Source organism: Streptomyces sp. NPDC060000, from assembly GCF_042737375.1.
Taxonomy (GTDB): Bacteria; Actinomycetota; Actinomycetes; order Streptomycetales; family Streptomycetaceae; genus Streptomyces.
The window spans coordinates 1-24,693 of the sequence record NZ_JBHWUU010000091.1; the positions used below are offsets into that span (position 1 = coordinate 1).

At 72.0% G+C, this 24,693-nt stretch carries 23 protein-coding genes and 2 pseudogenes; 10 read left to right on the top strand and 15 right to left on the bottom strand.

Annotated elements, in window-relative coordinates; genetic code table 11:
• Positions 1 to 47: 47 nt before the first annotated feature.
• The gene (locus ACFWBB_RS35655; protein ID WP_385281190.1) at positions 48 to 740 is read right to left on the bottom strand and encodes an ABC transporter ATP-binding protein; all 693 of its coding nucleotides are present in this window, start codon (positions 738 to 740) and stop codon (positions 48 to 50) included.
• 90 nt (positions 741 to 830) lie between these two features.
• Entirely contained in the window at positions 831 to 2,309 is a 1,479-nt protein-coding gene (locus ACFWBB_RS35660) for an ABC transporter permease (protein ID WP_385281193.1), read from the bottom strand.
• Between the two features lie 223 nt (positions 2,310 to 2,532).
• On the opposite strand from ACFWBB_RS35660, the gene ACFWBB_RS35665 reads away from it, so the two are divergent.
• Complete coding sequence (locus tag ACFWBB_RS35665) at positions 2,533 to 3,765, top strand: D-alanyl-D-alanine carboxypeptidase family protein (protein WP_385281196.1); 1,233 nt, start codon at positions 2,533 to 2,535, stop codon at positions 3,763 to 3,765.
• A gap of 386 nt (positions 3,766 to 4,151) precedes the next feature.
• Here ACFWBB_RS35665 and ACFWBB_RS35670 read toward each other — a convergent pair.
• Positions 4,152 to 4,985: pseudogene (locus tag ACFWBB_RS35670) on the bottom strand (SDR family oxidoreductase).
• Positions 4,986 to 5,144: 159 nt separating this feature from the next.
• Here ACFWBB_RS35670 and ACFWBB_RS35675 point away from each other — a divergent pair.
• Positions 5,145 to 6,785, top strand: a complete 1,641-nt coding sequence (locus tag ACFWBB_RS35675) for an alkaline phosphatase D family protein (RefSeq protein ID WP_385281199.1) — start codon at positions 5,145 to 5,147, stop codon at positions 6,783 to 6,785.
• A 21-nt stretch (positions 6,786 to 6,806) separates the two neighbouring features.
• On the opposite strand, the gene ACFWBB_RS35680 is transcribed toward ACFWBB_RS35675, so the two are convergent.
• The 3 genes from ACFWBB_RS35680 to ACFWBB_RS35690 all read right to left on the bottom strand — a co-directional run bounded on the left by ACFWBB_RS35680 (position 6,807) and on the right by ACFWBB_RS35690 (position 10,521).
• Entirely contained in the window at positions 6,807 to 7,793 is a 987-nt protein-coding gene (locus ACFWBB_RS35680) for a small ribosomal subunit Rsm22 family protein (protein ID WP_385281202.1), read from the bottom strand.
• A 257-nt stretch (positions 7,794 to 8,050) separates the two neighbouring features.
• On the bottom strand, positions 8,051 to 9,244 hold the full coding sequence (locus ACFWBB_RS35685; protein WP_385281269.1) for a serine hydrolase domain-containing protein: 1,194 nt from the start codon (positions 9,242 to 9,244) through the stop codon (positions 8,051 to 8,053).
• Positions 9,172 to 10,521 carry a multidrug effflux MFS transporter gene (locus tag ACFWBB_RS35690; RefSeq protein WP_385281204.1) on the bottom strand — a complete coding sequence of 450 codons (1,350 nt, stop codon included), beginning with the start codon at positions 10,519 to 10,521 and terminating at the stop codon, positions 9,172 to 9,174. The genes ACFWBB_RS35685 and ACFWBB_RS35690 overlap by 73 nt, the downstream gene beginning before the upstream one ends.
• 87 nt (positions 10,522 to 10,608) lie before the next feature.
• On the opposite strand from ACFWBB_RS35690, the gene ACFWBB_RS35695 reads away from it, so the two are divergent.
• The 3 genes from ACFWBB_RS35695 (at position 10,609) to ACFWBB_RS35705 (ending at position 13,156) form a co-directional block, all read left to right on the top strand.
• Entirely contained in the window at positions 10,609 to 11,610 is a 1,002-nt protein-coding gene (locus ACFWBB_RS35695; protein ID WP_385281207.1) for a Gfo/Idh/MocA family protein, read from the top strand.
• Between the two features lie 45 nt (positions 11,611 to 11,655).
• A complete protein-coding gene (locus ACFWBB_RS35700; RefSeq protein WP_385281209.1) occupies positions 11,656 to 12,288 on the top strand; it encodes a TetR/AcrR family transcriptional regulator in 633 nt (210 codons plus the stop codon).
• Between the two features lie 130 nt (positions 12,289 to 12,418).
• On the top strand, positions 12,419 to 13,156 hold the full coding sequence (locus ACFWBB_RS35705; protein ID WP_385281212.1) for a bifunctional DNA primase/polymerase: 738 nt from the start codon (positions 12,419 to 12,421) through the stop codon (positions 13,154 to 13,156).
• A 399-nt stretch (positions 13,157 to 13,555) separates the two neighbouring features.
• Here the strand turns inward: ACFWBB_RS35705 and ACFWBB_RS35710 are convergent, their stop codons facing one another.
• The 4 genes from ACFWBB_RS35710 to efeO are packed head-to-tail and all read right to left on the bottom strand — an operon-like array spanning position 13,556 to position 17,828.
• Positions 13,556 to 14,581, bottom strand: a complete 1,026-nt coding sequence (locus ACFWBB_RS35710; protein ID WP_385281215.1) for a hypothetical protein — start codon at positions 14,579 to 14,581, stop codon at positions 13,556 to 13,558.
• Positions 14,520 to 15,413: an iron uptake transporter permease EfeU gene (gene efeU / locus ACFWBB_RS35715; RefSeq protein ID WP_385281218.1), complete on the bottom strand. Its 894-nt coding sequence runs from the start codon at positions 15,411 to 15,413 to the stop codon at positions 14,520 to 14,522. Before efeU ends, ACFWBB_RS35710 begins: the two co-directional genes overlap by 62 nt.
• Positions 15,414 to 15,416: 3 nt before the next feature.
• Positions 15,417 to 16,673, bottom strand: coding sequence for an iron uptake transporter deferrochelatase/peroxidase subunit (gene efeB, locus ACFWBB_RS35720; protein ID WP_385281220.1), 1,257 nt, complete (start codon positions 16,671 to 16,673; stop codon positions 15,417 to 15,419).
• Positions 16,674 to 16,688: 15 nt separating this feature from the next.
• Positions 16,689 to 17,828 (bottom strand): iron uptake system protein EfeO, encoded by a 1,140-nt coding sequence (efeO, locus tag ACFWBB_RS35725; protein ID WP_385281223.1) that lies wholly within the window; start codon positions 17,826 to 17,828, stop codon positions 16,689 to 16,691.
• 238 nt (positions 17,829 to 18,066) lie between these two features.
• Between efeO and ACFWBB_RS35730 the strand changes: the two genes are divergently transcribed.
• Both ACFWBB_RS35730 and ACFWBB_RS35735 read left to right on the top strand, forming a co-directional pair.
• On the top strand, positions 18,067 to 18,750 hold the full coding sequence (locus ACFWBB_RS35730) for a PhzF family phenazine biosynthesis protein (protein WP_385281225.1): 684 nt from the start codon (positions 18,067 to 18,069) through the stop codon (positions 18,748 to 18,750).
• Positions 18,751 to 18,856: 106 nt separating this feature from the next.
• On the top strand, positions 18,857 to 19,081 hold the full coding sequence (locus ACFWBB_RS35735; RefSeq protein ID WP_385281228.1) for a hypothetical protein: 225 nt from the start codon (positions 18,857 to 18,859) through the stop codon (positions 19,079 to 19,081).
• 93 nt (positions 19,082 to 19,174) lie between these two features.
• On the opposite strand, the pseudogene ACFWBB_RS35740 reads toward ACFWBB_RS35735, so the two are convergent.
• Both ACFWBB_RS35740 and map read right to left on the bottom strand, forming a co-directional pair.
• A pseudogene (locus ACFWBB_RS35740) lies at positions 19,175 to 19,339 on the bottom strand (biliverdin-producing heme oxygenase); the annotation flags it as partial.
• 26 nt (positions 19,340 to 19,365) lie between these two features.
• Positions 19,366 to 20,223, bottom strand: a complete 858-nt coding sequence (gene map, locus ACFWBB_RS35745; RefSeq protein WP_307162974.1) for a type I methionyl aminopeptidase — start codon at positions 20,221 to 20,223, stop codon at positions 19,366 to 19,368.
• A gap of 57 nt (positions 20,224 to 20,280) precedes the next feature.
• Here map and ACFWBB_RS35750 point away from each other — a divergent pair, with 57 nt between their 5' ends.
• Entirely contained in the window at positions 20,281 to 20,514 is a 234-nt protein-coding gene (locus ACFWBB_RS35750; protein ID WP_385281231.1) for a hypothetical protein, read from the top strand.
• Between the two features lie 101 nt (positions 20,515 to 20,615).
• Here ACFWBB_RS35750 and ACFWBB_RS35755 read toward each other — a convergent pair whose 3' ends face one another.
• Both ACFWBB_RS35755 and ACFWBB_RS35760 read right to left on the bottom strand, forming a co-directional pair.
• Complete coding sequence (locus ACFWBB_RS35755; protein ID WP_385281234.1) at positions 20,616 to 21,944, bottom strand: MFS transporter; 1,329 nt, start codon at positions 21,942 to 21,944, stop codon at positions 20,616 to 20,618.
• A 56-nt stretch (positions 21,945 to 22,000) separates the two neighbouring features.
• Positions 22,001 to 22,597, bottom strand: a complete 597-nt coding sequence (locus ACFWBB_RS35760; RefSeq protein WP_385281237.1) for a hypothetical protein — start codon at positions 22,595 to 22,597, stop codon at positions 22,001 to 22,003.
• Between the two features lie 103 nt (positions 22,598 to 22,700).
• On the opposite strand from ACFWBB_RS35760, the gene npdG reads away from it, so the two are divergent.
• Both npdG and ACFWBB_RS35770 read left to right on the top strand, forming a co-directional pair.
• Positions 22,701 to 23,429, top strand: a complete 729-nt coding sequence (npdG, locus tag ACFWBB_RS35765) for an NADPH-dependent F420 reductase (RefSeq protein WP_385281240.1) — start codon at positions 22,701 to 22,703, stop codon at positions 23,427 to 23,429.
• Positions 23,430 to 23,506: 77 nt separating this feature from the next.
• Entirely contained in the window at positions 23,507 to 23,734 is a 228-nt protein-coding gene (locus tag ACFWBB_RS35770) for a hypothetical protein (RefSeq protein WP_385281243.1), read from the top strand.
• On the opposite strand, the gene ACFWBB_RS35775 is transcribed toward ACFWBB_RS35770, so the two are convergent.
• Entirely contained in the window at positions 23,724 to 24,524 is an 801-nt protein-coding gene (locus ACFWBB_RS35775) for a site-2 protease family protein (RefSeq protein ID WP_385281245.1), read from the bottom strand. The two genes, ACFWBB_RS35770 and ACFWBB_RS35775, sit on opposite strands and share 11 nt — an antisense overlap.
• Positions 24,525 to 24,693 lie beyond the last annotated feature (169 nt).

Sequence of the window (24,693 nt, forward strand, 5' to 3'; positions counted from 1 at the left end):
GGTTCACCGCCGGGCAGGCGGTGAACGGCCCCTCGGGCTGCGGCAGCTCACCAGGAGCGGGCGGCCGCCTGTTCCGTCAGCGTGAGCTGACCGGCCTTGATCGTGGCCAGGCGCGGGGCCCGGCGGGCGATCGACGAGTCATGGGTGACCATGATGAACGTCAGCCCGTACTCGTGCCACAGGCCTTCGAGGACCTCCATGATCTCGTCGCGCATGCCCTCGTCGAGGTTGCCGGTGGGCTCGTCGGCGAGCAGCACCTTCGGCTTCTTGACCAGCGCGCGGGCGATCGCGACGCGCTGCTGCTGGCCGCCGGAGAGTTCCGCCGGGGCGTGCGTGAGGCGCTCGCCCAGGCCGACCGAGCGCAGGGCCTCCGCCGCCCGCTCACGCCGCTCCGCCGACTTCACCCCGAGCGGGACGAGCGCCGTCTCGACGTTCTCCTGCGCGGTCAGCGTCGGGATGAGGTTGAACGACTGGAAGATGATGCCGATCTTCTCGGCGCGCAGCCGGGTCAGCTTCGCCTCGCTGACGCGCGCGAGGTCGACGCCGTCCAGCTCGACGCTGCCCTCGGACGGGCGGTCGAGGCCGCCGATCATCTGGAGCAGCGTCGACTTGCCGCCGCCCGTCGGGCCCTGGATGACGAGCTGGTCGCCGTCCGCGATCGTGAGGTCGATGCCGCGCAGCGCCTCGACCGTCTCCTTGCCGCGCGTGTAGCGCTTGGTGACGCCGGTGAGGTTGTACATGGGATCTCCGGGTTCTCCGTGTTCTCCGTCTGCTCCGTGAGGGAGGCGACGGGAGGTGTGACGACTGGTCGGGGCGCGGCCGGGCGCGGGTCAGGCGACGCTGCGCAGGGCGTCCGCCGGGCGCATACGGGAGGCGCGCCAGCCGCCCATCGCGCCGGCGATCAGACCGCCGGCGATCGCCAGGCCCACCGCGATCGCGATCGTGGTGACGGAGACGGGGGCCGAGAGGGCGATCTCCATCGTGTTCGACGCGGACTGCTGACCGGGGCCGCCGCCGCCCGGGCCGCCGCCCATGCCACCGCCGCCGCCGGTGTTGCCGAGCTCGGCGGTCAGCTTCGGGCTGATCGCGGTCACCGTGTACGCGGCCGCCAGACCCAGGGCGATACCGAGGGCGCCGCCGAGGAGGCCGTTGACCATGGACTCGCCGACGACCTGCCGGGTCACCCGGCGGCTCGGCCAGCCGAGTGCCTTCAGGGTGCCGAACTCGCGCACCCGGCGGGAGACCGCCGAGGAGGTGAGCAGCGCGGCCACCAGGAACGCGGCGACGAGGACGGCTATCGACAGCCACTTGCCGACGCTGGTCGCCAGGTTCGAGGCGGTGGAGAGGGAACCGGAGACCGTCTCGGCCAGGTCGGCGGAGGTGGTGACCGTCGTACCGGAGATGTTCTTCTGGATCGTCGCCTTGACGGTGTCGATCTGCTTGGAGTCGGTCGCCTTGACGTAGATCGTGGTGACCTGGCTCGCCGCGTCACCGAGGGTCTGTGCCTGCTTCAGCGGCAGGTAGACGTCGGTGGTGGAGTCGCTGCTGTCGGGCGTGGCGATGCCGATGATCTTGTACTTGGTGCTGGAGATCGTCAGCGTCGACCCGACCTTGTACGACTTCTCCTTCGCGTACGACTTGCTGACGACGGCGACCTTGGCGTCGGTCTGCGCCGAGGTGAACGTCACGCCTGAGGTGATCTTGGAGCTCGCCAGCGGGCCGAGGTCCTGGTCGGTGACGTCGACGCCGGCCACGGAGTACGAGTTGACGTCGAACGAGGCGCCGCCGCCCTGCACCTGCGGGGCCGCGGTGGACCCGCCGCCGTTGCCGCCGCCGGGGCCGCCCTGGCCGCCGTTGCCGCTGCTTCCGCTGGTGGAGCTCTGCGCCTTGCCCTGGGTGAAGGAGCCGTCGACCTTGGTGACGTTCAGGGTGAGGGCGCCGACCGCGGCCGCCACGCCCTTCTGGTCGGCGACCTGGGCGACGAGCGCGGCCTTCAGGGCCTGACCGCCCTGGGTCGTCACCCGGTCCGAGCTCTGCTCCGCGTCGTCGTCGCCGTCGGCCGACGCGTCGAACTCGAATCTGGGGCCCCCGGAACTGTTCGCGGTGGGAGCCGTGCGGGCTTTGGTGACGGTCATGTCGGTGCCGAGGCCGTACAGCGACTGCAGGACCTTGTCCTGCGCCTGCGTCATGCCGGCCGACACCGAGTTGACGGTGATGACCAGCGCGATTCCGAGCGCCAGACCCAGTGCGATGACCAGGGCGGCCTTCTTGCGCCGGCCCAGTTCACGCTTGAGATAGATGCCAAACATCCCGTTCCCTAAGGTTCTTGGCGCCCGCTGTGGGCGCGGCCACAACTTAGGGAGAAACCTTTGAGTCATCCTGAGTAAAAGATGTGTAAGGACTGAGAATGCGAGCGCCCGGATCAGAATTCCTTGAGACAGCTGATTCCTAGGCTCCGGAGGGGCTTTTCCCAGGTGACAGGGGTTGAGTGGGGACTTCCTTTTTCCCCGAACCCCCTTGTACGGTCCCGCAGTGCACGCATTCGCCCGCCCCTCCCCGGGCCCGTCGCCGCGCCTGTCCCGGCGCTCCCTGCTGGCCCTCGCGGCCGCCGCGCCACTGACCGCCGCACCGCTCGTCGCAGGGCCGGCCGCCGCCGCGTCCGACGTGGTGGTCGGCGGCGCGCGGCTCGTCGCCGACGGCGTCCAGGTCGACGGGGGCACCGCCCTGCCGAAGGGGCTGACCGCCCGGGCCTGGCTGTTGGCCGACCAGGACAGCGGCGAGGTGCTCGCCTCCTATCGCGCGCATCTGCGGCTCGCCCCCGCCTCCACGCTGAAGATGCTGTTCGCGGACACCCTGCTGGGCAGGTTCGAGCGCACCGAGCGCCGTCTGGTGACCGACGCGGACCTGGCCGGCATCCCGTCCGGCTCCAGTCTCGTCGGCGTGAAGGCCGGAATCACTTACACCGTCGAGCAGTTGTGGCAGGGCGTGTTCCTGCGCTCGGGCAACGACGCCGTGCAGGTGCTCGCCCTGATGAACGGCGGGGTCGCGAGGACGGTCGCCGAGATGCAGGCGAGGGCGGCCGATCTCCAGGCGCTCGACACCCATGTCGTCAGCCCCGACGGGTACGACCACAAGGGACAGTTGTCCTCCGCCTACGACCTCGCCCTCTTCGCCCGGCACGGGCTGCGCAACGCCGACTTCCGCGCCTACTGCGGCACCAGGGCCGTCCCCTTCCCGGCCGGGGGCGGGAAGACCTTCCGGATCGAGAACACCGACCGGCTGCTGTCGGGCACGTACGGGGTGACTCCGTACCCGGGCATGATCGGTGTGAAGAACGGCTTCACCAGCAACGCCGGGAACACCTTCACCGGCGCCGCGACCCGCGCGGGCCGCACCCTCGTCGTCACCGTGCTGCATCCGAAGAGCGGCCACAACGCCGTCTACGAGGAGTCGGCGGCGCTGCTCGACTGGGGCTTCGCGCAGGGGAGTTCGGTGCGGGCGGTGGGGACGCTGGTCGAGGCGTTGAGCGAGGGCGGGACCAGGGCGAGCGGGTCGTCCGCAGGCAAGGCACCGCACGCCGGGGCGGAGGCCTCGTCGGCGGGCGGCGGCCCGGGTGGCTGGGGGGTGCTCGGCGGGGCCGCGGGAGGGCTGGCGCTGGCCGCGGGCGGGGCGTACGCGCTGCGACGCAGGCGCCGTACCGCTGTGGAGCGGTCCCGTACCGGCGATCAGCCGCCCGCTACCGGTGAGGCGCCGCCCGCCGGTTGACGATGGGGCAGCCGTCCCACGGCGCCGGTGCGCACCTCGCGGTCCCAGCGAGGTCCACCCCCACCCGGCGCCGTGGGACGGGTGCCCCTCCCCCTCCCGGAATGTGGCTTTCGGTCGTCCCGTACGGAACTGTCGTGCTGCAAGTGTGAAGGGTTTGTGTAGAAGAGTTGAGCATAGGTCCGCCATCGGCCGCAATGGTGCGGACGATAAAACTCCGCTTGTGCAGGTTGAGGAGTTGACTACCTGTGGGCAACCGAGGTGCCACCCACGGCCCCGTCACGTTCCCGCCTGCGCCCCCGCCTGCGCCCCCGTCTGCGCCCCTGCCTGCGCCCCCGTCTGCGCCGCCGCCCCCGTTGTCGTCCTCAGGCCCTCCCTCGGCCGGTCCCTCAGCCCCGCCCCACGTACGGCATCGCGGTCGCCGGCACCGTCGCGAACTGCACGTTCGCCTCCAGGGGCAGCTCCGCCATGTGCCGCACCGTGCGCGCCACATCGGCGACGTCCATCACCGGTTCCGGCGCGACCTCGCCGTTCGCCTGCAACGCGCCCGTCCGCATCCGCGCCGTCATGTCGGTGGCCGCGTTCCCGACGTCGATCTGCCCGACCGCGATGCCGTGCGCCCGGCCGTCCAGCGAAAGGGACTTCGTCAGACCGGTGAGGGCGTGCTTGGTCGCCGTGTAGGGCGCGGAGAGCGGGCGGGGCGTGTGCGCCGAGACGGACCCGTTGTTGATGATCCGGCCGCCCCGGGGATTTCTGCCCCTTCATCTGCCGGTACGCCCCCTGCGCGCACAGGAACGCCCCGTTGAGGTTGGTGTCCACCACGTGCCGCCAGGCGTCGTAGGACAGTTCCTCGAACGGCACGCCACCCGGCCCGAACGTGCCCGCGTTGTTGAACAGCAGGTCCAGCCGCCCGAAGCGCTCGCGCACGGCGTCGAAGAGGGTCGCCACCTCCTCCGGGCGTGAGACGTCCGTCCGTACGGCGAGACTCGGGCCCTCGGGCACAGCGCGGCCGTCGCCTCCAGGGTCTCGGTACGCCGCCCCGCCAGTGCAACCGACCAGCCTGAGCGCAGCAGTTCCACGGACACCGCCCGCCCGATCCCGGAACCGGCACCGGTGACGAGCGCGATCTTCGTCGGCCCGGCGGTCCGGCCGGCGGTCCGGTCGGTGATCAGGTCTTCGCTTCGGTCGGTGATCTCGGTGATCTCGGTGATCTCGGCATTCATGGGCCCGCGGCGTACGGGAGGCCGCATCCCTCGGATCCGGTATACGGAACGCGTGCGTCCGCCATGCGACTGTTGTGTACCCGCCAATCTGACGACTTCCCTGGGTCGCCCTCGACCACTCCAATGCATGGTGCAGCCATTTCCCAGGGGAGGACCGGAATGACACCCGCAGCACGCCAGTCCCCGTACACCCCCGAACTCCGCGCCACCGCACGTCACTTGGGGCGCCGCCGGTTCCTCACCGGCACCGCGGCCGCCGCCGCGCTCGCCTTCGCGGTGAACCTGCCCGCCGCCGGCACCGCGGCCGCCGCCGAACTCGACCCGGCGCGGCTCACCGCCGACCCCTTCACCCTCGGCGTCGCCTCCGGTGACCCCCAGCCCGGTTCCGTCCTCCTGTGGACACGCCTCGCGCCCGCCCCGTACCAGGCGGACGGCGGGCTGCCCGCCGAGCGTGTCACCGTCCGCTGGGAGCTGGCCCGCGACGAGAGGTTCCGCCGGCCCGTCAGGCGCGGCAGCACGCTCGCGCACCCGGAGTTCGGCCACAGCGTGCACGTCCAGGTCGACGGCCTCGAGAACGACCGCGAGTACTACTACCGCTTCAGGGCGGGCGCCTGGATCAGCCGTACCGGCCGCACGCGGACCGCCCCCGGCCTCGGCGCCGCGCCGTCCGCCCTCACCCTCGGCGTGGTCTCCTGCCAGCGCTACGACCAGGGCTACTTCACCGCGTACAAACACCTCGCCGAGGACGACGTGGACGTCGTCCTGCACCTGGGCGACTACCTCTACGAGTACGCCGTCAGCGGTGTGGGCGGCGCCCGCGCCTACCCGGCCGGGACCGTGCCCGCCGTCTACGGCCACGAGATGGTGACCCTGGACGACTACCGGCTCAAGTACGCGCTGTACAAGTCCGACCCCGACCTGCTGGCCGCGCACGCAGCCCACCCGTTCGTCGTCACCTGGGACGACCACGAGACCGAGAACAACTACGCGGGCGCGGTGTCGGAGAACGACGACCCCGCCGAGGAGTTCCTGATCCGCCGGGCCGCCGCCTACCGCGCGTACTGGGAGAACCAGCCGCTGCGCCGCCCGCAGCTCCCCGACGGCCCCGACCTCCGCCTCTACCGGCGCCTGCACTGGGGCCGGCTCGCCCAGCTCGACGTCCTCGACACCCGCCAGTACCGGTCCGACCAGGCGTACGGCGACGGCTGGCAGTTCCCCGGGCCCGACTCCGAGAACCCGGCCCGCACCCTCACCGGCGACGCCCAGGAGCGGTGGCTGATCGACGGCTGGCACCGCTCGCGCGCCCGGTGGAACGTCGTCCCGCAGCAGGTCACCTTCGCCCGGCGGTACAACTCCACCGCCGTGCCCTCCCAGGTCTCGATGGACTCCTGGGACGGCTATCCGGCCTCCCGCGAGCGGATCCTGGCGGGCGCACAGGCCGCCGGCGTCGAGAACCTGATGGTCCTCACCGGCGACGTCCATGTGCACTACGGCTTCGACATCAAGCGCGACTTCGCGGACCAGGCGTCGAAGACGCTCGGCACGGAGATCGTCACCTCGTCGATCTCCAGCGGCGGCAACGGCTCGGAGAGACCCGCCAACTGGGCCACCTTCATGGCCGCCAACCCGCACCTGCGGTTCTACAACGGCCTGCGCGGCTACGCGACCGTCTCCCTCGGCCGCGAGCTCGCCCGCGCCGACTTCAAGACGGTCCCCTATGTCACCAGGCAGGGCGCCCCCCTCACCACGGCCGCGTCCTTCGTGACGGAGGTCGGCGACCAAGGGCTCAAGCCCGCCTAAGACGCACCGCAGTCACGGGGTTCACGGGGCCGGCGGCCAGGTGTCGCCCCAGTCGGCGTCCCGCGCCGCCCTGTACAGCTCGCCGTGGCGTTTCGTCACCGTCGTACGGCTCAGCCGCTCCTCGGGCTCGCACAGGTCGAGGAGCACCTGGCCCTTGCGGATCTGCGGTCGCCGGACGACGCGGGAGGCGGCCGGGGTGACGGGGAAGCGGGCGGCCGCCACGTAGCTGAACTTCTCGTCCTCGTAGGGCAGGGAGCCGCCCTTGACCTGCCGGTGCAGCGAGGAGCGGCTGACCCGCGCCGAGAAGTGGCACCAGTCCGTGCCCGGCACGATCGGACAGGCCGCGCTGTGCGGACAGGGCGCGGCGACCCGGAACCCGGCGGCGATCAGCCGGTCGCGGGCCTCGATCACCCGGGCGTAGCCGTCCGGGGTGCCCGGCTCGACGATCACCACGGCCTGCGCGGCCGACGCGGCGGTGTCCACGAGCGCGGCCCGGTCGGGGGCGGCCAGCTCGTTGAGGACGTACGAGACGGTGACCAGGTCGGTGGGGTCCAGGGTGAGCGCCGTGCCGATGCGGGCGCGCTGCCAGCGGGCGCCGCGCAGCGCCGGGTTCGCGGCGGCGATCTCGCGGCCGAGGGCCAGGGCGGGCTCCGCCCAGTCGAGCACGGTGACCGGGCGGGGCCCGGCCCAGGTGGAGTTCACCGCCCAGGTCGCCGCGCCCGTGCCGCCGCCGACGTCCACATGACTGCCCGGCGACCACTGGGGCACGGCGTCCGCGAAGGACTCCAGCGCCGACCGCACCGCCTCGAAGGTCGCCGGCATCCGGTACGCGGCGTACGCGGCCACGTCCGCGCGGTCGCGCAGGATGGGGGCGTCGGTCGGGGTGGCGCCCCGGTAGTTGGCGATGAGCCGCTCGACGGCCTGCCCGGCCTGCTTCGGCGGCAGCCCGTCGAGGAGTTCTCCGAGGGCGGTACGGAGGGTCTCGGCGGGGGAAACGGAGAGGTTCACCCCGCGATTTTCTCAGGTCCCGCTCCCGGTCCCGCTCCCGGTCCTGCTCCCGGATCGGTCCTGCTCCCGGACCGGCCCCGATCTCGAACCCGCTCCCGGACCGGACCGGCCCCGCTCCCGGACCGGCCCCGATCTCGAACCCGTTCCCGGACCGGACCCGACCTCGAACCCGATCCCGGACCGGACCCGATCTCGAACCCGCTCCCGCTCCCGGACCGGACCGAACCCGATCCCGGACCGGACCCCGGACCCGGTCCTCACCGCACCGCCATCGCCATCCGTGTCCCCGCCAGCGCCCGCGGCGAGCTGTCCGGCGTTCTGCGCACCGGATGCACGGTGTTCGCCAGCAGCACCACGAACGTGTCCGTCGCCGGGTCGAGCACCAGCGAGGTACCCGTGAACCCCGTGTGCCCCACCGCGCCCTCGCCCGCCAGCTCGCCCATGAACCACGGCTGGTCCACCGCGAAACCCAGCCCCGGCGGGGTCAGCAGCAGTTCCACGAAGTCGGGGCCGAGGATGCGGGCGGGACCGTACGAACCGCCCGCCAGCAGGGTGCGGCAGAACACCGCGAGGTCGCCGCCCGTGGAGAACAGGCCCGCGTGGCCGGCCACCCCGCCCAGCGCCCAGGCGTTCTCGTCGTGCACCACACCCCGCAGCATCCCCCGGTCCGCCTTCGCCCACGGCCGCCGCTGGTCCTCGGTCGCCGCCGCGCCGGGGCACGGCCCGAAGTCGGTCGAGGTCATGCCCAGCGGACGGGTGATGCCCTCCCGCACCAGGACGTCCAGCGTGCGGCCGGTCAGCCGCTCCAGGAGCCGCTGGAGCAGCAGCATGTTCAGGTCCGAGTACACGTAGGTGCCCGGTGCGCCCACCGGTGCCTCCGCGCGCAGCAGGTCCCAGCGCCGGGTGTCGTCCGCACAGTCGTACAGAGGCAGCTCGGGGCGCAGTCCGGAGGTGTGGGTGAGGAGCTGGCGGACGGTGATGTCATGGGCGGCGGCCGCGTGGAAGTCGGGCAGATAGGCGCCCACCCGCGCGTCGATGCCGAGGGTGCCGCGCTCGATCTGCTGCACCGCCGCGACCGACGTGAACAGCTTGGTGAGGGAGGCCAGGTCGAAGGGCGTGTCGACGGTCATCGGGATCCGCGCCGCCGCCGGGAGCTCCACCCCCGCGTCGGCCGCAGGGTCGTACGCCGAGTACCGGACCGCCCAGCCCGCCGCCTCGTGCACGGCGATCACCGGGCCGCGCCCGGCGACCACCACGGCGCCCGCGGCCCAGGGCCGGTCGCCGGTGGTGACGTCCACGACGTCGCGGACGAGGAACCGCGTCTCCTCCGGGTCGAGCCCGGCCCGTTCCGGTGTGTCGACGCGCAGCTTCGGTGCGCTCAGTTCACTTCCTCCGCTCTCGGCGTCGCCCGGGCGCGCAGACCTCCGTCCTCCGCGCCCGCCTTCGTCCAGGGACGGCACATTCCCATGAAGCAGGCCAGCGCCACCAGTGCGGCGGCCAACTGGACGACGGCCATCGGGACGGCCGTGTGCTCGCCGGCGATCCCGACGAGCGGCGAGGCGATCGCGCCGATGAGGAAGGAGGACGTACCGAGGAGCGCGGAGGCGGAACCGGCGGAGTGCCGGACCCGCGTCAGGGCGAGGGTCTGCGCGTTCGGCAGGGTGACGCCCATCGCGGACATCAGGACGAAGAGCGCGGCGGCCACCGGGGCCAGCCCGACCTCGCCGAACACGCCCGTCGTCATCAGCAGCAGCGCGGTCGCGGCCAGCACGACCACGCAGAGACCGACGGCCAGGACCCGGTCGAGCCGGACCCGGCCCACCAGCACCCTGCCGTTGACCTGGCCGATCAGTACCAGCCCGATCGAGTTCGCGCCGAACAGCAGGCCGAACGTCTGCGGGGAGGCGCCGTAGATCTCCTGGACCACGAACGGCGAGGCGCTGATGTACGCGAACAGCGCGGCGAAGGCGAAAGCGCCCGTGAGCACGTAGCCGGTGAAGGGCAGGTCGCCGAGCAGCCGGCGCATCGAGCGCAGGGCCTCGCCGACCCCGCCCGCGTGACGCCCGGCGGCGGGCAGTGTCTCCGGGAGCCTGGTCCACACCACCACGGCCAGCAGCAGGCCCACACCCGTGAGGAGCAGGAACACGCCCCGCCAGTCCGTCGCCCGCAGGATCTGCGCGCCGATCAGCGGCGCCACGACCGGGGCGACCCCGGAGATCAGCATCAGGGTGGAGAAGAACCGGGCCATGGCCATGCCGTCGTACAGATCGCGTACGACGGCCCGCGCGATCACGATCCCGGCCGCGCCCGCGAGTCCCTGCACCAGCCGGCAGGCGACCAGCAGCTCGACGGTGGGCGCGAGGGCGCACAGGGCGGTCGCCACGACGTAGACGGCGAGTCCGGCGAGCAGCGGGCGTCTGCGCCCCCACCGGTCGCTCATCGGGCCGACCACCAGTTGCCCCAGCGCCATACCGGCCAGACACGCGGTCAGGGTGAGCTGCACGGTCGCGGCGGGCGCGTGCAGGGACCGGGTCACCTCGGGCAGCGCCGGGAGGTACATGTCCATCGAGAGCGGGGGAGTGGCCGTCAGACCGCCCAGCACGAGGGTGACGAGCAGCCCCGCCCGGCGCCGGGCGGGCAGGCCCGGCCCCGATCCCTCGCCCGTGCTCGTGCCCCGGTCCGTCACGGCCCGCCGCGCCGCGTCGGACATGGCCCCACCCTCCGGCATCCGGCCGCCCCTCCCTCTCCGACATCTGTGCGACCTATGCTCTCAGCTCGGACACACTGCTGGGACGGCACGAGGGCGGGGCAGGGTATGACGACGGACACGGTGCGGTGGGGGATTCTGGCGACCGGCGGTATCGCCGCCGCGTTCACGGCGGACCTGATCGACCTGCCCGACGCGGAGGTCGTCGCGGTCGCCTCGCGCTCCGAGGCCTCCGCGAAGGCGTTCGCCGACCGGTTCGGCATACCCCGGGCCTACGGCGACTGGGCCGCGCTCGCCGCCGACGAGGACATCGATGTCGTCTACGTCGCCACCCCGCACTCCGCCCACCGCGCCGCCGCCGGACTCTGTCTGGAGGCCGGGCGCAACGTGCTGTGCGAGAAGGCCTTCACGCTGAACGTGCGCGAGGCCGAGGAACTGGTCGCACTGGCCCGGGAGCACGACCGTTTCCTCATGGAAGCCATGTGGATGTACTGCAACCCGGTCGTCCGCCGCCTCAAGGCCCTCGTCGACGACGGCGCGATCGGCGAGGTCCGCACCGTGCAGGCCGACTTCGGCCTCGAAGGCCCCTTCCCGCCCTCGCACCGGCTGCGCGACCCCGCCCAGGGCGGCGGCGCCCTCCTCGACCTCGGCGTCTACCCGGTCTCCTTCGCCCACCTGCTGCTCGGTGAGCCCTCGGGCATCGCCGCCCAGGCCGTCCTCTCCGCCGAGGGCGTGGACCTCCAGACGGCCCTGGCGCTGTCCTGGGACTCGGGCGCGCTCGCCACCCTCCACTGCTCCCTCGTCGGCGGTACGGGCACCACCGCATCCGTCACCGGCTCCCGCGGCCGCATCGACATCCCGGCCGGCTTCTTCCACCCCGACCGCCTCGTCCTGCACCGCGCCGGGCGTGACCCGGAGGAGTTCGCCGCCGACCCGGCCGACGGACCCCGTACGACGTTCCGGCACGAGGCCCGCGAGGTCATGCGCGCGCTGCGGGCCGGCGAGACCGAGTCCCCGCTGATCCCGCTCGACGGCAGCCTCGCGGTCATGCGGACCCTCGACGCGGTCCGGGAGCGGATCGGGGTGCGCTACCCCGGGGAAGACGCGTAACAGTTCACGAGACGTCCCGTCTCACCCGCTTGGTACCGTCGACCCATGGTCACCCAGCCCGGAAAGCCGGTCCCCGACACCGCCCGCCGCAGCGAGCGGTCCAGGCGCGCCATCTACGACGCCGCCCTCGCCCTCGTCGCGGAGGCCGGCTACCCGAAGACCACGATCGAGGGCGTCGCCGCCCGCGCGGGCGTCGGCAAGCAGACCATCTACCGCTGGTGGGGGTCCAAGGCCGACGTGCTGCTGGAGGCGTTCCTGGACCTCAGTGAACAGGCGGTGCGGGACGCCGGGGCTTCGGACCGGGAGCCCTACGTCATCCCCGACACCGGCGATCTGGCAGCCGACATCAAGGCCGTCCTGCGGGCCACCGTCGACCAGCTCACCGACCCCAGGTTCGAGGCGCCCTCCCGGGCCCTGGCCGCCGAGGGTGTGGTCAACGAGCAGGTCGGCCGCGAGTTCACGGCCAAGCTGATGGAACCGTCCATCCAGCTGTACGTCGACCGGCTGCGCTCCGCCCAGCAGGCCGGCCAGGTCCGCGCCGACCTCGACCCGCGCATCGCCCTCGAGTTCTTCATCTCCCCGCTGGCCCAGCGCTGGCTCCAGCACACGGGCCCGATCTCCTACGAGTACACCGACACCCTCGTCGACTACGCCCTCCACGGCCTCGCACCCAGGTGACCGTGCCGCACATAGGTCACTCTGACCCCACCCGTCCCACCTGCCCCGATTCACGGCTCCGGCCCCCCGATGCGCAGGATGGTGGGAGCATGAGGCATGCTGTCCGCACCACAGCGAGGCGAGGGGACAGATGAGCGCGGAGTTCGGCGGCCGGACCGGCCTGTGGGGCAAACTCTCGGAGTGGCTGCGCGCGAGCGGCCCGACGGAAGCCGCCGACGAAGGCGGCCGTGAGGCCCTGCTGCTGGCCGCCGCCGGAGCGGGACTCCCGCTCGCGCCCGCCGCGCACCCGGCCCCCGGCTACGGATGCTCCTGCGACCGGGTCGGCTGTCCGACCCCCGCCCGGCACCCGGTGTCCTTCGCCTGGCAGACGCAGTCCACCACCGACCGCGCGCAGATCGAACGCTGGGCCCGTCACGAGCCGCAGGCCAACTTCATCACCGCCACCGGCATGACGCACGACGTCCTCGACGTGCCGCTGGAGGCGGGCCGACAGGCCCTGGAGCGGCTGCTCGACTCCGGCATCGAGGTCGGCCCGGTCGCCGAGAGCGACGACGGCCGCATGCTCTTCTTCACCCTCACCCGCGGCACCCCCGAGGACGAGGACGAGTGGTGGCCGTGCGAGCTGGACTGCCACCCGGAGACCATGGACGAGCACCCCGGCCTGCGCTGGCACTGCCGTGGCTCCTACGTCCTGGTACCGCCCGCCCGGCTCCCGGGCGACGACGGCCGCACCGTCCACTGGCTGCGCGGCCCCGAGCACCCGCTGCCGGACCCCCTGACCCTCCTCGAAACCCTCACGGACGCCTGCGCCCGCCACGCCGGCCAGGAACCCGACCACGCGAACACCGCCTGGCCCTCCGGCCACTAGGCCCCGCCGTCACATCGGCCGCGCGATCGCGCCCTGTCAGGAGCGCGGGGAACTACTCGACCAACCCCCACCGGCCCGCAGCCGAGAACCCGCCCCCGGCCTGTCCTCCGGCCCCTGGGCCTCGCGGTCACATGGGCCGCGCGATCGCGCCCTGTCAGGGGCGCGGGGAACTGCGCGACCAACCCCCACCGGCCCGCAGCCGAGAAACCGCATCCGGCCTGGCTCTCCCGGCACTGGCCAGGTGCGCGATCTTCAGGGGCGCGGGGAACTGCGCGACCAGCCCCCACCGGCCCGCAGCCGAAGAACCGCACCCGGCGGAGCCAACCGCACCCGGCGGAGCCAACCGCACCCGGCGGAGCCAACCGCACCCGGCGGAGCCAACCGCACCCAGCGGAGCGCTCACGCTCCCTTGGCCGCTGTCAGGCCCTCCAGCCGGCTGAGCATCGACACCTTGCCGGTTCCCGAGCCCTTCGGCGGGGTCAGGGCGATCTCGTTGGCGACGAACTCCATCGTCAGCGACTGCTTGATCTCGCCGGTCGTCAGCGCGGCCACGTTCTTGTTCGGGGTGGGCACGGTGGCGCCCGCCGCGGCCGTCTGCTTCATGTAGTGGTGGGTGGTGAAGAACACCAGCGCCCCGCCGTCCGCGGTGCGCAGCGCCAGCGGCGCGTAGTCGCCGCCGGTCAGCGGCTGATCGATGTACTGCGTGGCCAGACCCGGCTTGGTGGCGTTCTTCGCCCGCGTCGAGCGCAGCGTGTTGGTGTGAGCGCCGTCCGCGAACGCGCCTTTGCCGCTCTGCAGGTACGCCGTGTAGTCCTTGCTCAGGTCCCCGGGCGCGACGGCCAGTTCGGCGGAATCGGCCGGCACGGCCTCGGCGAGACCGTCGGCGCCGTCCTGCTCGAACCGCGGTACCGAGCCCGGCGCCACCAGCGTCAGGTACGTCGCCTGCCACGGCTCCGACAGCCCGCCCCGGGTGAACACCATCAGCCAGCGCGAGTCGCCGCCCTTGCTGCCCTTCGCGTCGGCGACGAACCAGCGCGGCCAGCCCGCCTTCTCGACGATCGTGTACTTCACGTCCGACAACACCAGCGGCTCGTGATCCGGGTTGCCGTCCGGGTCGGTGACGTGGCCCGCCTTCAACCGCGCCTCGTCGATGATCCCGAGGGCGCCGGTGGTGTACTCGGCGTCCAGGGAACTGTCGTACGCCGCATCGGCCTTGTTGTACGCGGCGGTGAACCGCTCGACCGCCTTCACGGCCTCCGCCCTCGTGGCCGCCGGGAGCAGCTCGAGCTCCCCATGGACCACCACGCAGCCGCTCGCCGTGAGCGAGACGGCGGTGAGCGACGCCGCTACGAGTGCGTACCGGTCACGCCTGCGGAGCCTTCGACTGCGCGGAACCCCGGTCGCCAGGCTGCGTTCCCTGCTCATCAGGTGACTTCACCTTCCCCTTCCCGGAGGCGAACCCTACCGGGGCGAGGAACAGCGCGAGTGCCGGGAGCAGGTAGAGCAGCCACACCGTGACCTGGAGGACCGTCGGATCGGGCTGGAAGTTGAACACGCCCTTCAGCAGCGTGCCGTACCAGCTGTCCGGCGGGATCGTGCCGCTGATGTCGAAGGCCAGGCTGTTCAGACCCGGGATCAGATCGGCCTCCTGGAGGTCGTGCACGCCGTACGCCAGCACGCCCGCGGCCACCACGACGAGCATGCCGCCCGTCCAGGTGAAGAACTTCGCCAGGTTGATTTTCAGCGCCCCGCGGTAGAACAGCCAGCCCAGCAGGATCGCCGTCGCCAGGCCCAACGCCACGCCGATCAGCGGGCGCGGGGTGCCGTCACCGGCCGCGTGCACCGACGCCCACACGAACAGGGCCGTCTCCAGGCCCTCCCGGCCGACGGCGAGGAAGGCGGTGGCGACCAGCGCGCCGGTGCCCATGGCGAGGGCCGCGTCGAGCTTGCCGTGCAGCTCGGACTTGAGGTGTCTGGCGGTGCGCCGCATCCAGAACACCATCCAGGTCACCAGACAGACCGCGACGATCGACAGGGAGCCGCCGAGCGCCTCCTGTGCCTGGAACGTCAGTTCCTGGGAGCCGAATTCGAGGACGCAGCCGAAACCCATCGCGATGAGCACCGCGATGGCGATACCGGCCCACACCGGCTTCAGCGCGTCCCTGCGGTCCGTCTTCACCAGGTAGGCGATGAGGATGCAGACGACGAGGCTGGCCTCCAGGCCCTCGCGCAGTCCGATCAGGTAGTTGGAGAACACGGGCTACGCCTCCTTGGAGAACAGCGTCCGGCCCCACCAGTCGTCCTTGTCGCGGACGCCCGGCGGGACGGCGAAGACGGCCGAACCCACGTGCTGGATGTACTCGTTGAGCGCGTCGGTCGCGAGATTGCGCTGCACGCGGATGAATCCCTCGCGCACGTCACGCTGGTAGGCGAGGAAGAACAGCCCCGCCTCCAGCCGCCCCAGACCGTCGGTGCCGTCGGTGAAGGAGTAGCCGCGGCGCAGGATCGTCGTCCCGTGGTTGGAGTCCGGGTGCGCGAGCCGGACGTGCGCGTCGGGCTTCATCGCCTTCAGGAACGGCTCGTCGCGCTCCTTCGCCTTGCCCACCGGAGCGCCCTCGCCCTTGTCGCGGCCGAAGATGTCCTCCTGCTCCTGGAGCGAGGTGCGGTCCCAGGTCTCGATGTGCATACGGATCCGGCGGGCGACGAGGTAGGAACCGCCCGTCATCCAGGCGGAGTTCTTGTCGACATCCTTCTCGCCGACCCACACGAACTTCTTCAGCCGGTCGGTCTCGGTGCCCGCGATGTTGCGGGTGCCGTCCTTGAAGCCCATCAGATTGCGCGGGGTCTGCGCGTCCGGCGTCGTGGACGAGGTCTTGCCGAAGCCGAGTTGCGACCAGCGGATGACGACCTTGCCCATGCCGATCCTGGCCAGGTTGCGGATCGCGTGCACGGCGACCTGCGGATCGTCCGCGCAGGCCTGGACGCACAGGTCGCCGTTGCTGCGGGCCGCGTCGAGCGCGTCCCCGGCGAACGTGGGCAGGTCGACGAGCGCGTCGGGCCGCCGGCCGGCGAGGTCGAACTTCTTGAACAGGGACGGCCCGAAGCCGACCGTCAGGGTCAGCCGGGACGGCTTGAGCCCCAGGGCCTCGCCGGTGTCGTCCGGCGGCGCCTCGGCGAGACCGCCGAACGCGCCCTCGCCGACCGCCTTCCCGGCGGTCATCCGGCGGGCCGCCTCGGTCCAGTCCTTCAGGAGCCGGACGAACTCGGCGCGGTCCGTGGTCGTCACGTCGAACGCGGCGAAGTGCAGCCGGTCCTGCACGGGCGTGGCGATGCCCGCCTGGTACGTGCCGTGGAAGTCGACCGCGGCGCCCGTGTCGGCGCCCGCCGGTTCGACGTCCTCACCGGTACGGGTCATCGCCACCGCGCCGCCCGCCGCGGCGGCGCCGAGCGCGAGGCCCGCACCGCCCCAGCCGATCAGCGACCGGCGGGACGGACTGCTGCTCTGGGTCTCCGTCATGTCCTGGTCCTCCGGTTACTTCGCGACGGCGGCGGCGAGCTTCGACAGCGGCTCGGCGAGCGCGTTGACCGCGTCGGACAGTTCCTTGCGGTCGGCGGCGCCGACCTTGTCGTACGAGGTGAACACGTACGAGGACGTGTTCGGCCGGTACTTGTCCAAGAGCGTGTTCAGCGCGGCGAACTGCTTGTCCAGCTCGGTGACCAGGGCCGCGTCGTTCGCCTTGGCGACCGGCTTGAGCAGCTCGTAGGCCTTCTCGGCGCCCTCGACGTTCGCCTTGAAGTCGACGAGGTCGGTGTGGGAGTAGGCCTCCTCCTCGCCCGTGACCTTGCCGGTGGCGACCTCGTCGAGGAGTTCCTTGGCGCCGTTGGCCATGGAGGTCGGTGTGATCTCGGCCTTGCCGACCCGCTTCTGCCAGTCGGTCAGATCGGTGGTGAGCCGGTCGGCGAGGGTCTTCTCGGTGGCGGTGATCTTCTTGTCCTGCCAGAGGGCCTTTTCCAGCCGGTGCCAGCCGGTCCAGGTCTGGCCGGCCTCCAGGCCGTCCGCGCGGACGTCGACCTTCGGGTCGATGTCGCCGAAGGACTCCGCGACCGGCTCGGTGCGCTCCCAGCCGATGCGGGAGGGCGCGTAGGCCGCCTTGGCCGCCTCGAGGTCGCCGGCCTTGACCGCCTTCACGAAGGTCGCGACGAGCGGCAGCGTGGCGTCGGCCTGCTCCTGCGCGTACTCGCGGTAGGCGGCGACGGCCTTGTCCAGGCGCGGGTCACGCTTGGCGACCGAGCCGCCGGTGACCTTGAGGTCCTGGCGGATGCCGGTGCCCTTCATGCCGGGCTTGCAGGCGATCCGGTAGTCGCCGGCCTTCACCTCGGCGGTGACCCGCTGCTTGGTGCCGGGGCCGATGTTCTCCCGCTCGCTGACGATCCGGTCGTCCGGGAAGAGGATGTAGACCTCGGTGACCTTGGAGCCCTTGTTCTCGATGGCGAGTTCGACGTGTCCGGCGGAGATCTCCTTCTTGGAGACCTCGCACTTGGCGTCGTCGGCGGTCACGCTGATGACACGGTCGCCGTCCTTCGCGTCGCTCTTCGAGGTGCAGCCGGTGACGGCGGTCAGGGCGGTCACGGCGGTGACGGCGGTGACGACGGACAGTCTGGCGGCTCGCATTCGGGCTCCCAGCGATGGCTGAATTTTGACGTGACCCGGCTCACAGGGTTGGTGAGCCTCGCCTAACTTATCCAAGGCTTACCTGCGTAATACCCGTCCGTGCAGTGATTCACCTCTCATAGACGCCGTAAGAGCACGAGCCGATCACGGCGACCCAAAACGGACCCCAAGGAATGGTCAAAGGAGATTCAAAGATTCCGTTTCGTGGACAGGCCGCCGACGGTGCTTCAATCTCCCGGTGACTGATTACGACGTGCTCCGCGTCTTCTGTGCGCCGAACGGCGGCTACGGCAACGAACTGGGTGTGGTCCGCGAAGGCTCGGTGCTGCCGGACCGCCGGGACCGGCAGGACCTCGCGGCGAAACTCGGCTTCGGCGAGACGGTCTTCGTCGACGACCCCGAGCGCGGGATCGTCGACGTCTACACGCCCACCGCACGCCTGCCCTTCGCGGACCACTCGTGCGTCGGCGTCGCCTGGCTGCTCGACGTGCCCGAACTCGTCACACCGGCCGGCGTCCTGGGCACCCGTCTGGACGGTGAGTTCACCTGGATCGAGGCGCGCGCGGAGTGGGCCCCGCCGTGCACGTTCCGCCAGTACGCCACCGCCGCCGAGGTCGACGACCTGCCCGTGCCGCCGCCCGGCGGGGGAGCGGTGGCGGAAGTTCCCCCGGGCGAGATCCGGGGCACCGTCTATGCCTGGGCCTGGGAGGACGAGCCGGCCGGCCGGATCCGCGCCCGCGGCTTCCCCACCCGCGAGGACGGCATCGACGAGGACGAGGCGACGGGCGCGGCGGCGCTCCTGCTCACCGAGCGGCTGGGCCGCGCCCTGAACATCACCCAGGGCGCGGGCTCCCAGATCCTGACGGCCCCGCAGCCGCAGGGATGGGTGGAGGTCGGCGGGAGGGTGTTCCTGGAGCGCTGAGCCCTCCGGGCCAGGGCCACGGGTCCGTACGGGTGGTGTGGTGTGTGCGGGGAGAAACGAGGGGGGACCTCTGGGCGTGACCACTCGGTCCCGTGAGAGGAACATCATGCGTATCCGTTCAGTCCTGGCCGCAACCGTCCTGGGTATCGCTCTCGCCGCCACCGGCGCGACGGCCGCCACCGCCGACGAGGGTCCTCGCCAGCACCACGGGGGTCCCCGCGAGCACCACCACTTCGGCGGGTACGAGGGTGTCTGCAGCCCGTACGTCGGCGCGGTCGACACGGTCTCGGCCGACATCTTCTGGGCCGGCAAGCACTGCGACCGGTTCTGATCCCGGCTCTGATCCGGCGCCGGGCCCCCTCGCGGTGAAGCGAGGGGGCCGGTCCGTCCGCCCACGAATCCGGCCCACGCCGAATCCGGCCCACGCCGACAGCGGGAACTCCGCGCCCAGTGCCCGGAAGACGGCCGTGTTCAGCGCGAAGGCGCGCCCGCACTCGCTCACGATCCGCTGCTTCTCCAGGTCGTCCGCGCGCACCCCGTCCAGCAGTTCCCGGTAACCGCGCTTGAACGCCGCCGGGTTGCCGATCTCCAGCAGGGAACGGGCCTTCGGCTCGGCTACGGCAGGGTGAGGATCTCCGCCCCCGTCTCGGTCACCACCAGGGTGTGCTCGAACTGGGCCGTCCGCTTACGGTCCTTGGTCAGCACCGTCCAGCCGTCGTCCCACATGTCGTACTCGTGCGTGCCGAGCGTCAGCATCGGCTCGATGGTGAACGTCATCCCGGGCTGGATGACGGTCGTCGCGTGCGGACTGTCGTAGTGCGGGATGATCAGCCCGGAGTGGAACGACGAGTTGATCCCGTGTCCCGTGAAGTCCCGCACCACCCCGTAGCCGAACCGCTTCGCGTACGACTCGATGACCCGCCCGATGATGTTGATCTGGCGGCCGGGCCTGACCGCCTTGATCGCCCGCTCGAGGGACTCCCGGGTCCGCTCCACCAGCAGCCGCGACTCCTCGTCGACGTCCCCGACCAGGTACGTGGCGTTGTTGTCGCCGTGCACCCCGCCGATGTACGCCGTCACGTCGAGGTTGACGATGTCGCCGTCGCGCAGAACGGTCGAGTCCGGGATGCCGTGACAGATGACCTCGTTGACGCTCGTGCACAGGGACTTCGGGAAGCCCCGGTAGCCCAGCGTCGACGGGTAGGCGCCGTGGTCGCACATGTACTCGTGCGCCACCCTGTCGAGTTCGTCGGTGGTGACCCCCGGCGAGATCAGCTTCGCGGCCTCCGCCATCGCCTGCGCGGCGATCCGGCCGGCCCGGCGCATAGCCTCGATCGTCTCGGGCGTCTGCACCTCCGGCCCGGTGTACGGCGTCGGCGCGGGCTTGCCGACGTACTCGGGGCGGCGGATGTTTCCGGGCACCGAACGGATGGGGGACAGTTCCCCCGGGACGAGCAGCGACTGGCCAGACATGCCAGTGAGTCTAACGAGCGGCTGTGGGGGAACATGTCGATGGCGAGAGGAGCCGTCATGCCCCTGTTCAAGAAGAGGACCGCAGGCAAAGCGGGTGAGTGGTACTACTGCCTGGAGCACAAGAAGGTGGAGGAGGGGCCGGAGTGCCCGGCCAAGGACCGCTTCGGCCCGTACACCACCCGCGCGGAGGCCGAGCACGCGATGCAGACCGCCCGCGAGCGCAACCTCCAGTGGGAGAACGACCCCAAGTGGCACGACGCCCCGGCGGCCGGCGGCACCGACGACGACTGATCACCGGTCCGACCACGGGCCCGGTCCGGCCCCTGCCTGCTCGCGGGCCCGGTGACCCTGCCTGATCACAGGCCCGGTCACCTGCGGGAACACAGGTCCGGTCACACGTCCACGACCGGCGCGGCTGCCGACCGCTGTGCGCGCAGCCGCGCCGCGTGCTCGTTCGTGCGCACGTCGTACGTCATCAGCCCCGGCAGGCACAGCGCCAGCAGTCCCACCGCGCCCACGCAGAGCACCCCGCCCGACCAGACGGACGTCCGCACCCCCAGCCAGGCCGCCAGACCGCCGCTGCGCACCTGGCCGACCGTCGGCCCCACGGAGTAGGACAACAACTCGATCCCGGCGAGCCGTCCGCGCAGCTCGTCCGGGATCGTCTGGTTCCACATCACCCCGCGGAAGATGCCGCTGACCATGTCGAAGGCGCCCGCGAGGGCCAGGCAGAACAGCACCAGCCAGACGTTCCCGGCGAGCCCGGCCGCGGCGATCGCCCCGCCCCACAGCGCGGCCGACAGCACCACCATCCGCCCGTGCCGGTGCACCCGCGAGGTCCAGCCGCTGGTCAGGCTCACCACCAGCGCCCCCGCCGGAACCGACGCGTACATCAGGCCGAGCGACCACTGCGCGTCGAGCTCGTCGGCGAGGAACGGCAGCACGGCCAGCGGCATGGCGAGGAACATCGCGGCCAGGTCGACGGCGTACGTGCCGAGCAGCTCCTTGCGGCCCCACGCGTACCGGGCGCCCTCGGCGATGGCCCTGAGGGAGGGCTTCGCCGCCTCGTACGCGGCGGGGGAGGCGGCGATACGGACGACGAGGGCGACCGACACCACGAAGGTGAGAAGGTCGGCGGCGTAGGCCCAGCCGAGACCCGCGTACGCGACGACGACACCGGCGACGGCAGGTCCCGCGACCCCGCCCACGGTCCACCGCAGGGCGTTCAGCGCGGTCGCCGCGGGCAGATGCTCGTGGGCGACGATCCGCGGCCACAGCGAGTCCAGCGCGGGCCGCTGCACGGAGACGAGGGCGGACGAAAGGGCGGCGACGAGGTACAGCGGCCACACCGCCGGGCCCGGCAGCAGTGCGTTGACCAGCAGCACCGCGCTGAGCAGCCCCTGTCCCGCCTCCGTCCACACGATGAGCCCCCGCTTGTCCCACGCGTCGGCGAGGGCCCCGCCGTACAGCCCGAACACCACGAGCGGCACCAGCTCCACGGCCCCGATCGCCCCCACCGCCGCGGCCGAACCGGTCAGCTCCTTCACCTGCACCGGCAGCGCCACGAAGGTCAGGAAGCTCCCGAAGGTCGACACCGCCCCCGAGACCCAGAGCCGCCGGAAGTCCCGCGAGGCCCGCCAGGGGGCGAGATCGGGAAGCAGGGCACGCAGACCGGCGGAGGCAGCGGGAGGGACGGGGGCGGGGGCATCGTCGTCGGTCACGAGGGGTCATGCTCGGGCGGTCGCGGCGCGAGGGGCAACTGCTTTTCCGCGGCGGGTCACCAGGGGGGAGGGGGCGGTGCGGTGAGGCGTTCCGCGAGGTGCGCCAACCGGTCGCCGAAGCGGCGGCGCCCTCGCCTCGGCGGCAGCGTCTCGCCGGCGGCCGCGCTCACCAGGTGCTGCACGGTGTCCAGGTCCAGTTCGGAGCCGTCCGGCACGGCCAGCGTCTCGTGGGCCAGGGCCGTCAGCTCGCCCTCGCCGGGACCGAGGGTCAGGACCAGCACTCCGGCCCGCCGGGCGTCCGACACGCGCTCCAGGAGCGGCGCGTCGCCCGACGGCGACGCCACCAGCAGCGTCTCGCCCCGCCGGGCCGCCTCGATCCGGCCCAGGCCGACCGCCAGATGCGCCGGGTCGGAAGGCCGAGCGTCATGCCGCACGAGGGTCGGGGCCAGCTCCGGCGTACCCGACCAGGCGGCCTCGTCCACCAGATGCGCCGCGAGATGCCAGGGCTCGTACTCCGCCGTGCCCACCAGCAGTAACCCGCCCCCGTGCGACACGACCGACCCGCGCAGCACCCCGGCGAACCTGCGGGTCGCCCCCAGCCACTCGGTCCCGGCGAGCACCTCACGCAGCAGCGCGACCCGTACGGCGTCCATACGGCCGCATCGTGCCGCAACCGGCCGCCGCCCGCCCTGGGTTCGCCCCTCGTTCACCCGACATGACGAAGGGCCGCTCCGCACGCCCACGTAAAGTCGGCCCATGACCTCTACCGACAGTGCAGACAACGCCCCCTCGGCCGCCCCGGCGAAGGCCCCCGTCAAGGACCCGTGGGACCTCCCCGACGTCTCCGGACTGGTCGTCGGGGTGCTCGGCGGGACCGGCCCGCAGGGCAAGGGGCTCGCCTACCGGCTCGCCAGGGCCGGCCAGAAGGTGATCATCGGTTCGCGTGCCGCCGACCGCGCCCGGGCCGCCGCCGGGGAAATCGGACACGGCGTCGAGGGCGCCGACAACGCCGAGACCGCGCGCCGCAGCGACATCGTGATCGTCGCCGTGCCGTGGGACGGCCACGGCAAGACCCTGGAGTCCCTGCGCGAGGAGCTGGCCGGCAAGCTGGTCGTCGACTGCGTCAACCCGCTCGGCTTCGACAAGAAGGGCGCGTACGCGCTGAAGCCGGAGGAGGGCAGCGCCGCCGAGCAGGCCGCCGCCCTGCTGCCGGACTCGCGCGTCGCCGCCGCCTTCCACCACCTCTCGGCGGTCCTCCTCCAGGACCCGGAGATCGACGAGATCGACACCGACGTGATGGTGCTGGGCGAGGAGCGGGCCGACGTCGAGCTCGTGCAGGCGCTGGCCGGCCGTATCCCCGGCATGCGCGGCGTCTTCGCCGGCCGGCTGCGCAACGCCCACCAGGTGGAGTCCCTGGTCGCCAACCTGATCTCCGTCAACCGCCGCTACAAGGCCCACGCGGGGCTGCGCGTCACGGACGTATGAGCGCATGGGGGACACTGGTCGTAGTCGGTCCATCGGAGCCGGCCCAGCAGTGTCCCCCCGACAGGAGAACCGGACCCATGTCCCCCGTGCCCCCGCCCAGCCCGACCCGGCGGCTCGCCCTCTACACCTTCGTCGTCTGCGTCCTCGCCGTGGCCGCGGCGGTCGTCTCCTTCGTCCAGGGCAGCTACCTCGGCGTCGTGTGGGTGCTGCTCGCGGGCCTGTCGTCCAACATGACCTGGTACTACCTGAAGCGGGAGAAGCTGCGCAGGGCCGCGGGGACCGCCAGGACCGACGTCACCGGCTGATCGCGCAGTACTCGTTCGTGCCCTCCCAGAACCGGTACAGCGACTGACCGCAGTACGTCTCGAAGTCGCCGATGCCGAGGCCGCGCAGCACCGCGTCGACCAGGTCGAAGAACATGCCGTTCACCGACGGCACCCACAGCAGCGCGAACACGAACAGCAGCCCGAACGGCGCGAACGGCTCCACCTGCCGCTTGACGCCGTGCGACAGCCAGGGCTCGATGACCCCGTAGCCGTCCAGACCGGGCACCGGAAGGAAGTTCAGGATCGCCGCCGACACCTGGAGCAGGGCGAGGAAGGCGAGCGCGAACCGGAAGTCGGCCGGCACGCCGTCCAGCGCGTCCAGCCAGAACGGCGCCGTGCACACCACCGCGAACAGCACGTTCGTCAGCGGACCGGCCGCCGAGATCAGACTGTGCCGCCACCGCCCCCGGATCCGCGCGCGCTCGATGAAGACGGCACCGCCGGGCAGACCGATCCCGCCCATGATCACGAACAGCACCGGCAGCACGACGCTGAGCAGGGCGTGCGTGTACTTCAGCGGGTTGAGCGTGAGGTACCCCTTCGCCCCGATCGAGATGTCACCGCTGTGCAGGGCGGTACGCGCGTGTGCGTACTCGTGCAGACACAGGGACACGATCCAGGCGGCCGTCACGAACAGGAACACCGCCACGCCCGGCCGCTCGGCGAACCCCGTCCAGGTCGCCCAGCCGGTGACCGCCGTGACGGCCAGGATCCCGAGGAAGACGGGACTGATCCGCCGCTCGGCACTGCGGGTGGTGGCGGTGGTCATGGGGCCCCCTGAGTTCGTACGCGCGTGTGGAACTGCCCGACCGTACCCGGCCCGGGTGTACGGGGAAAACGTCCCGTCCCCGGCCCTCGGTTCCTGGGACACGAAACGTGCGCGCATCCGGCTCGCCGCCCCGCCGCAACCCCGTGACCGCTCCCGCTCCCACCGGAGA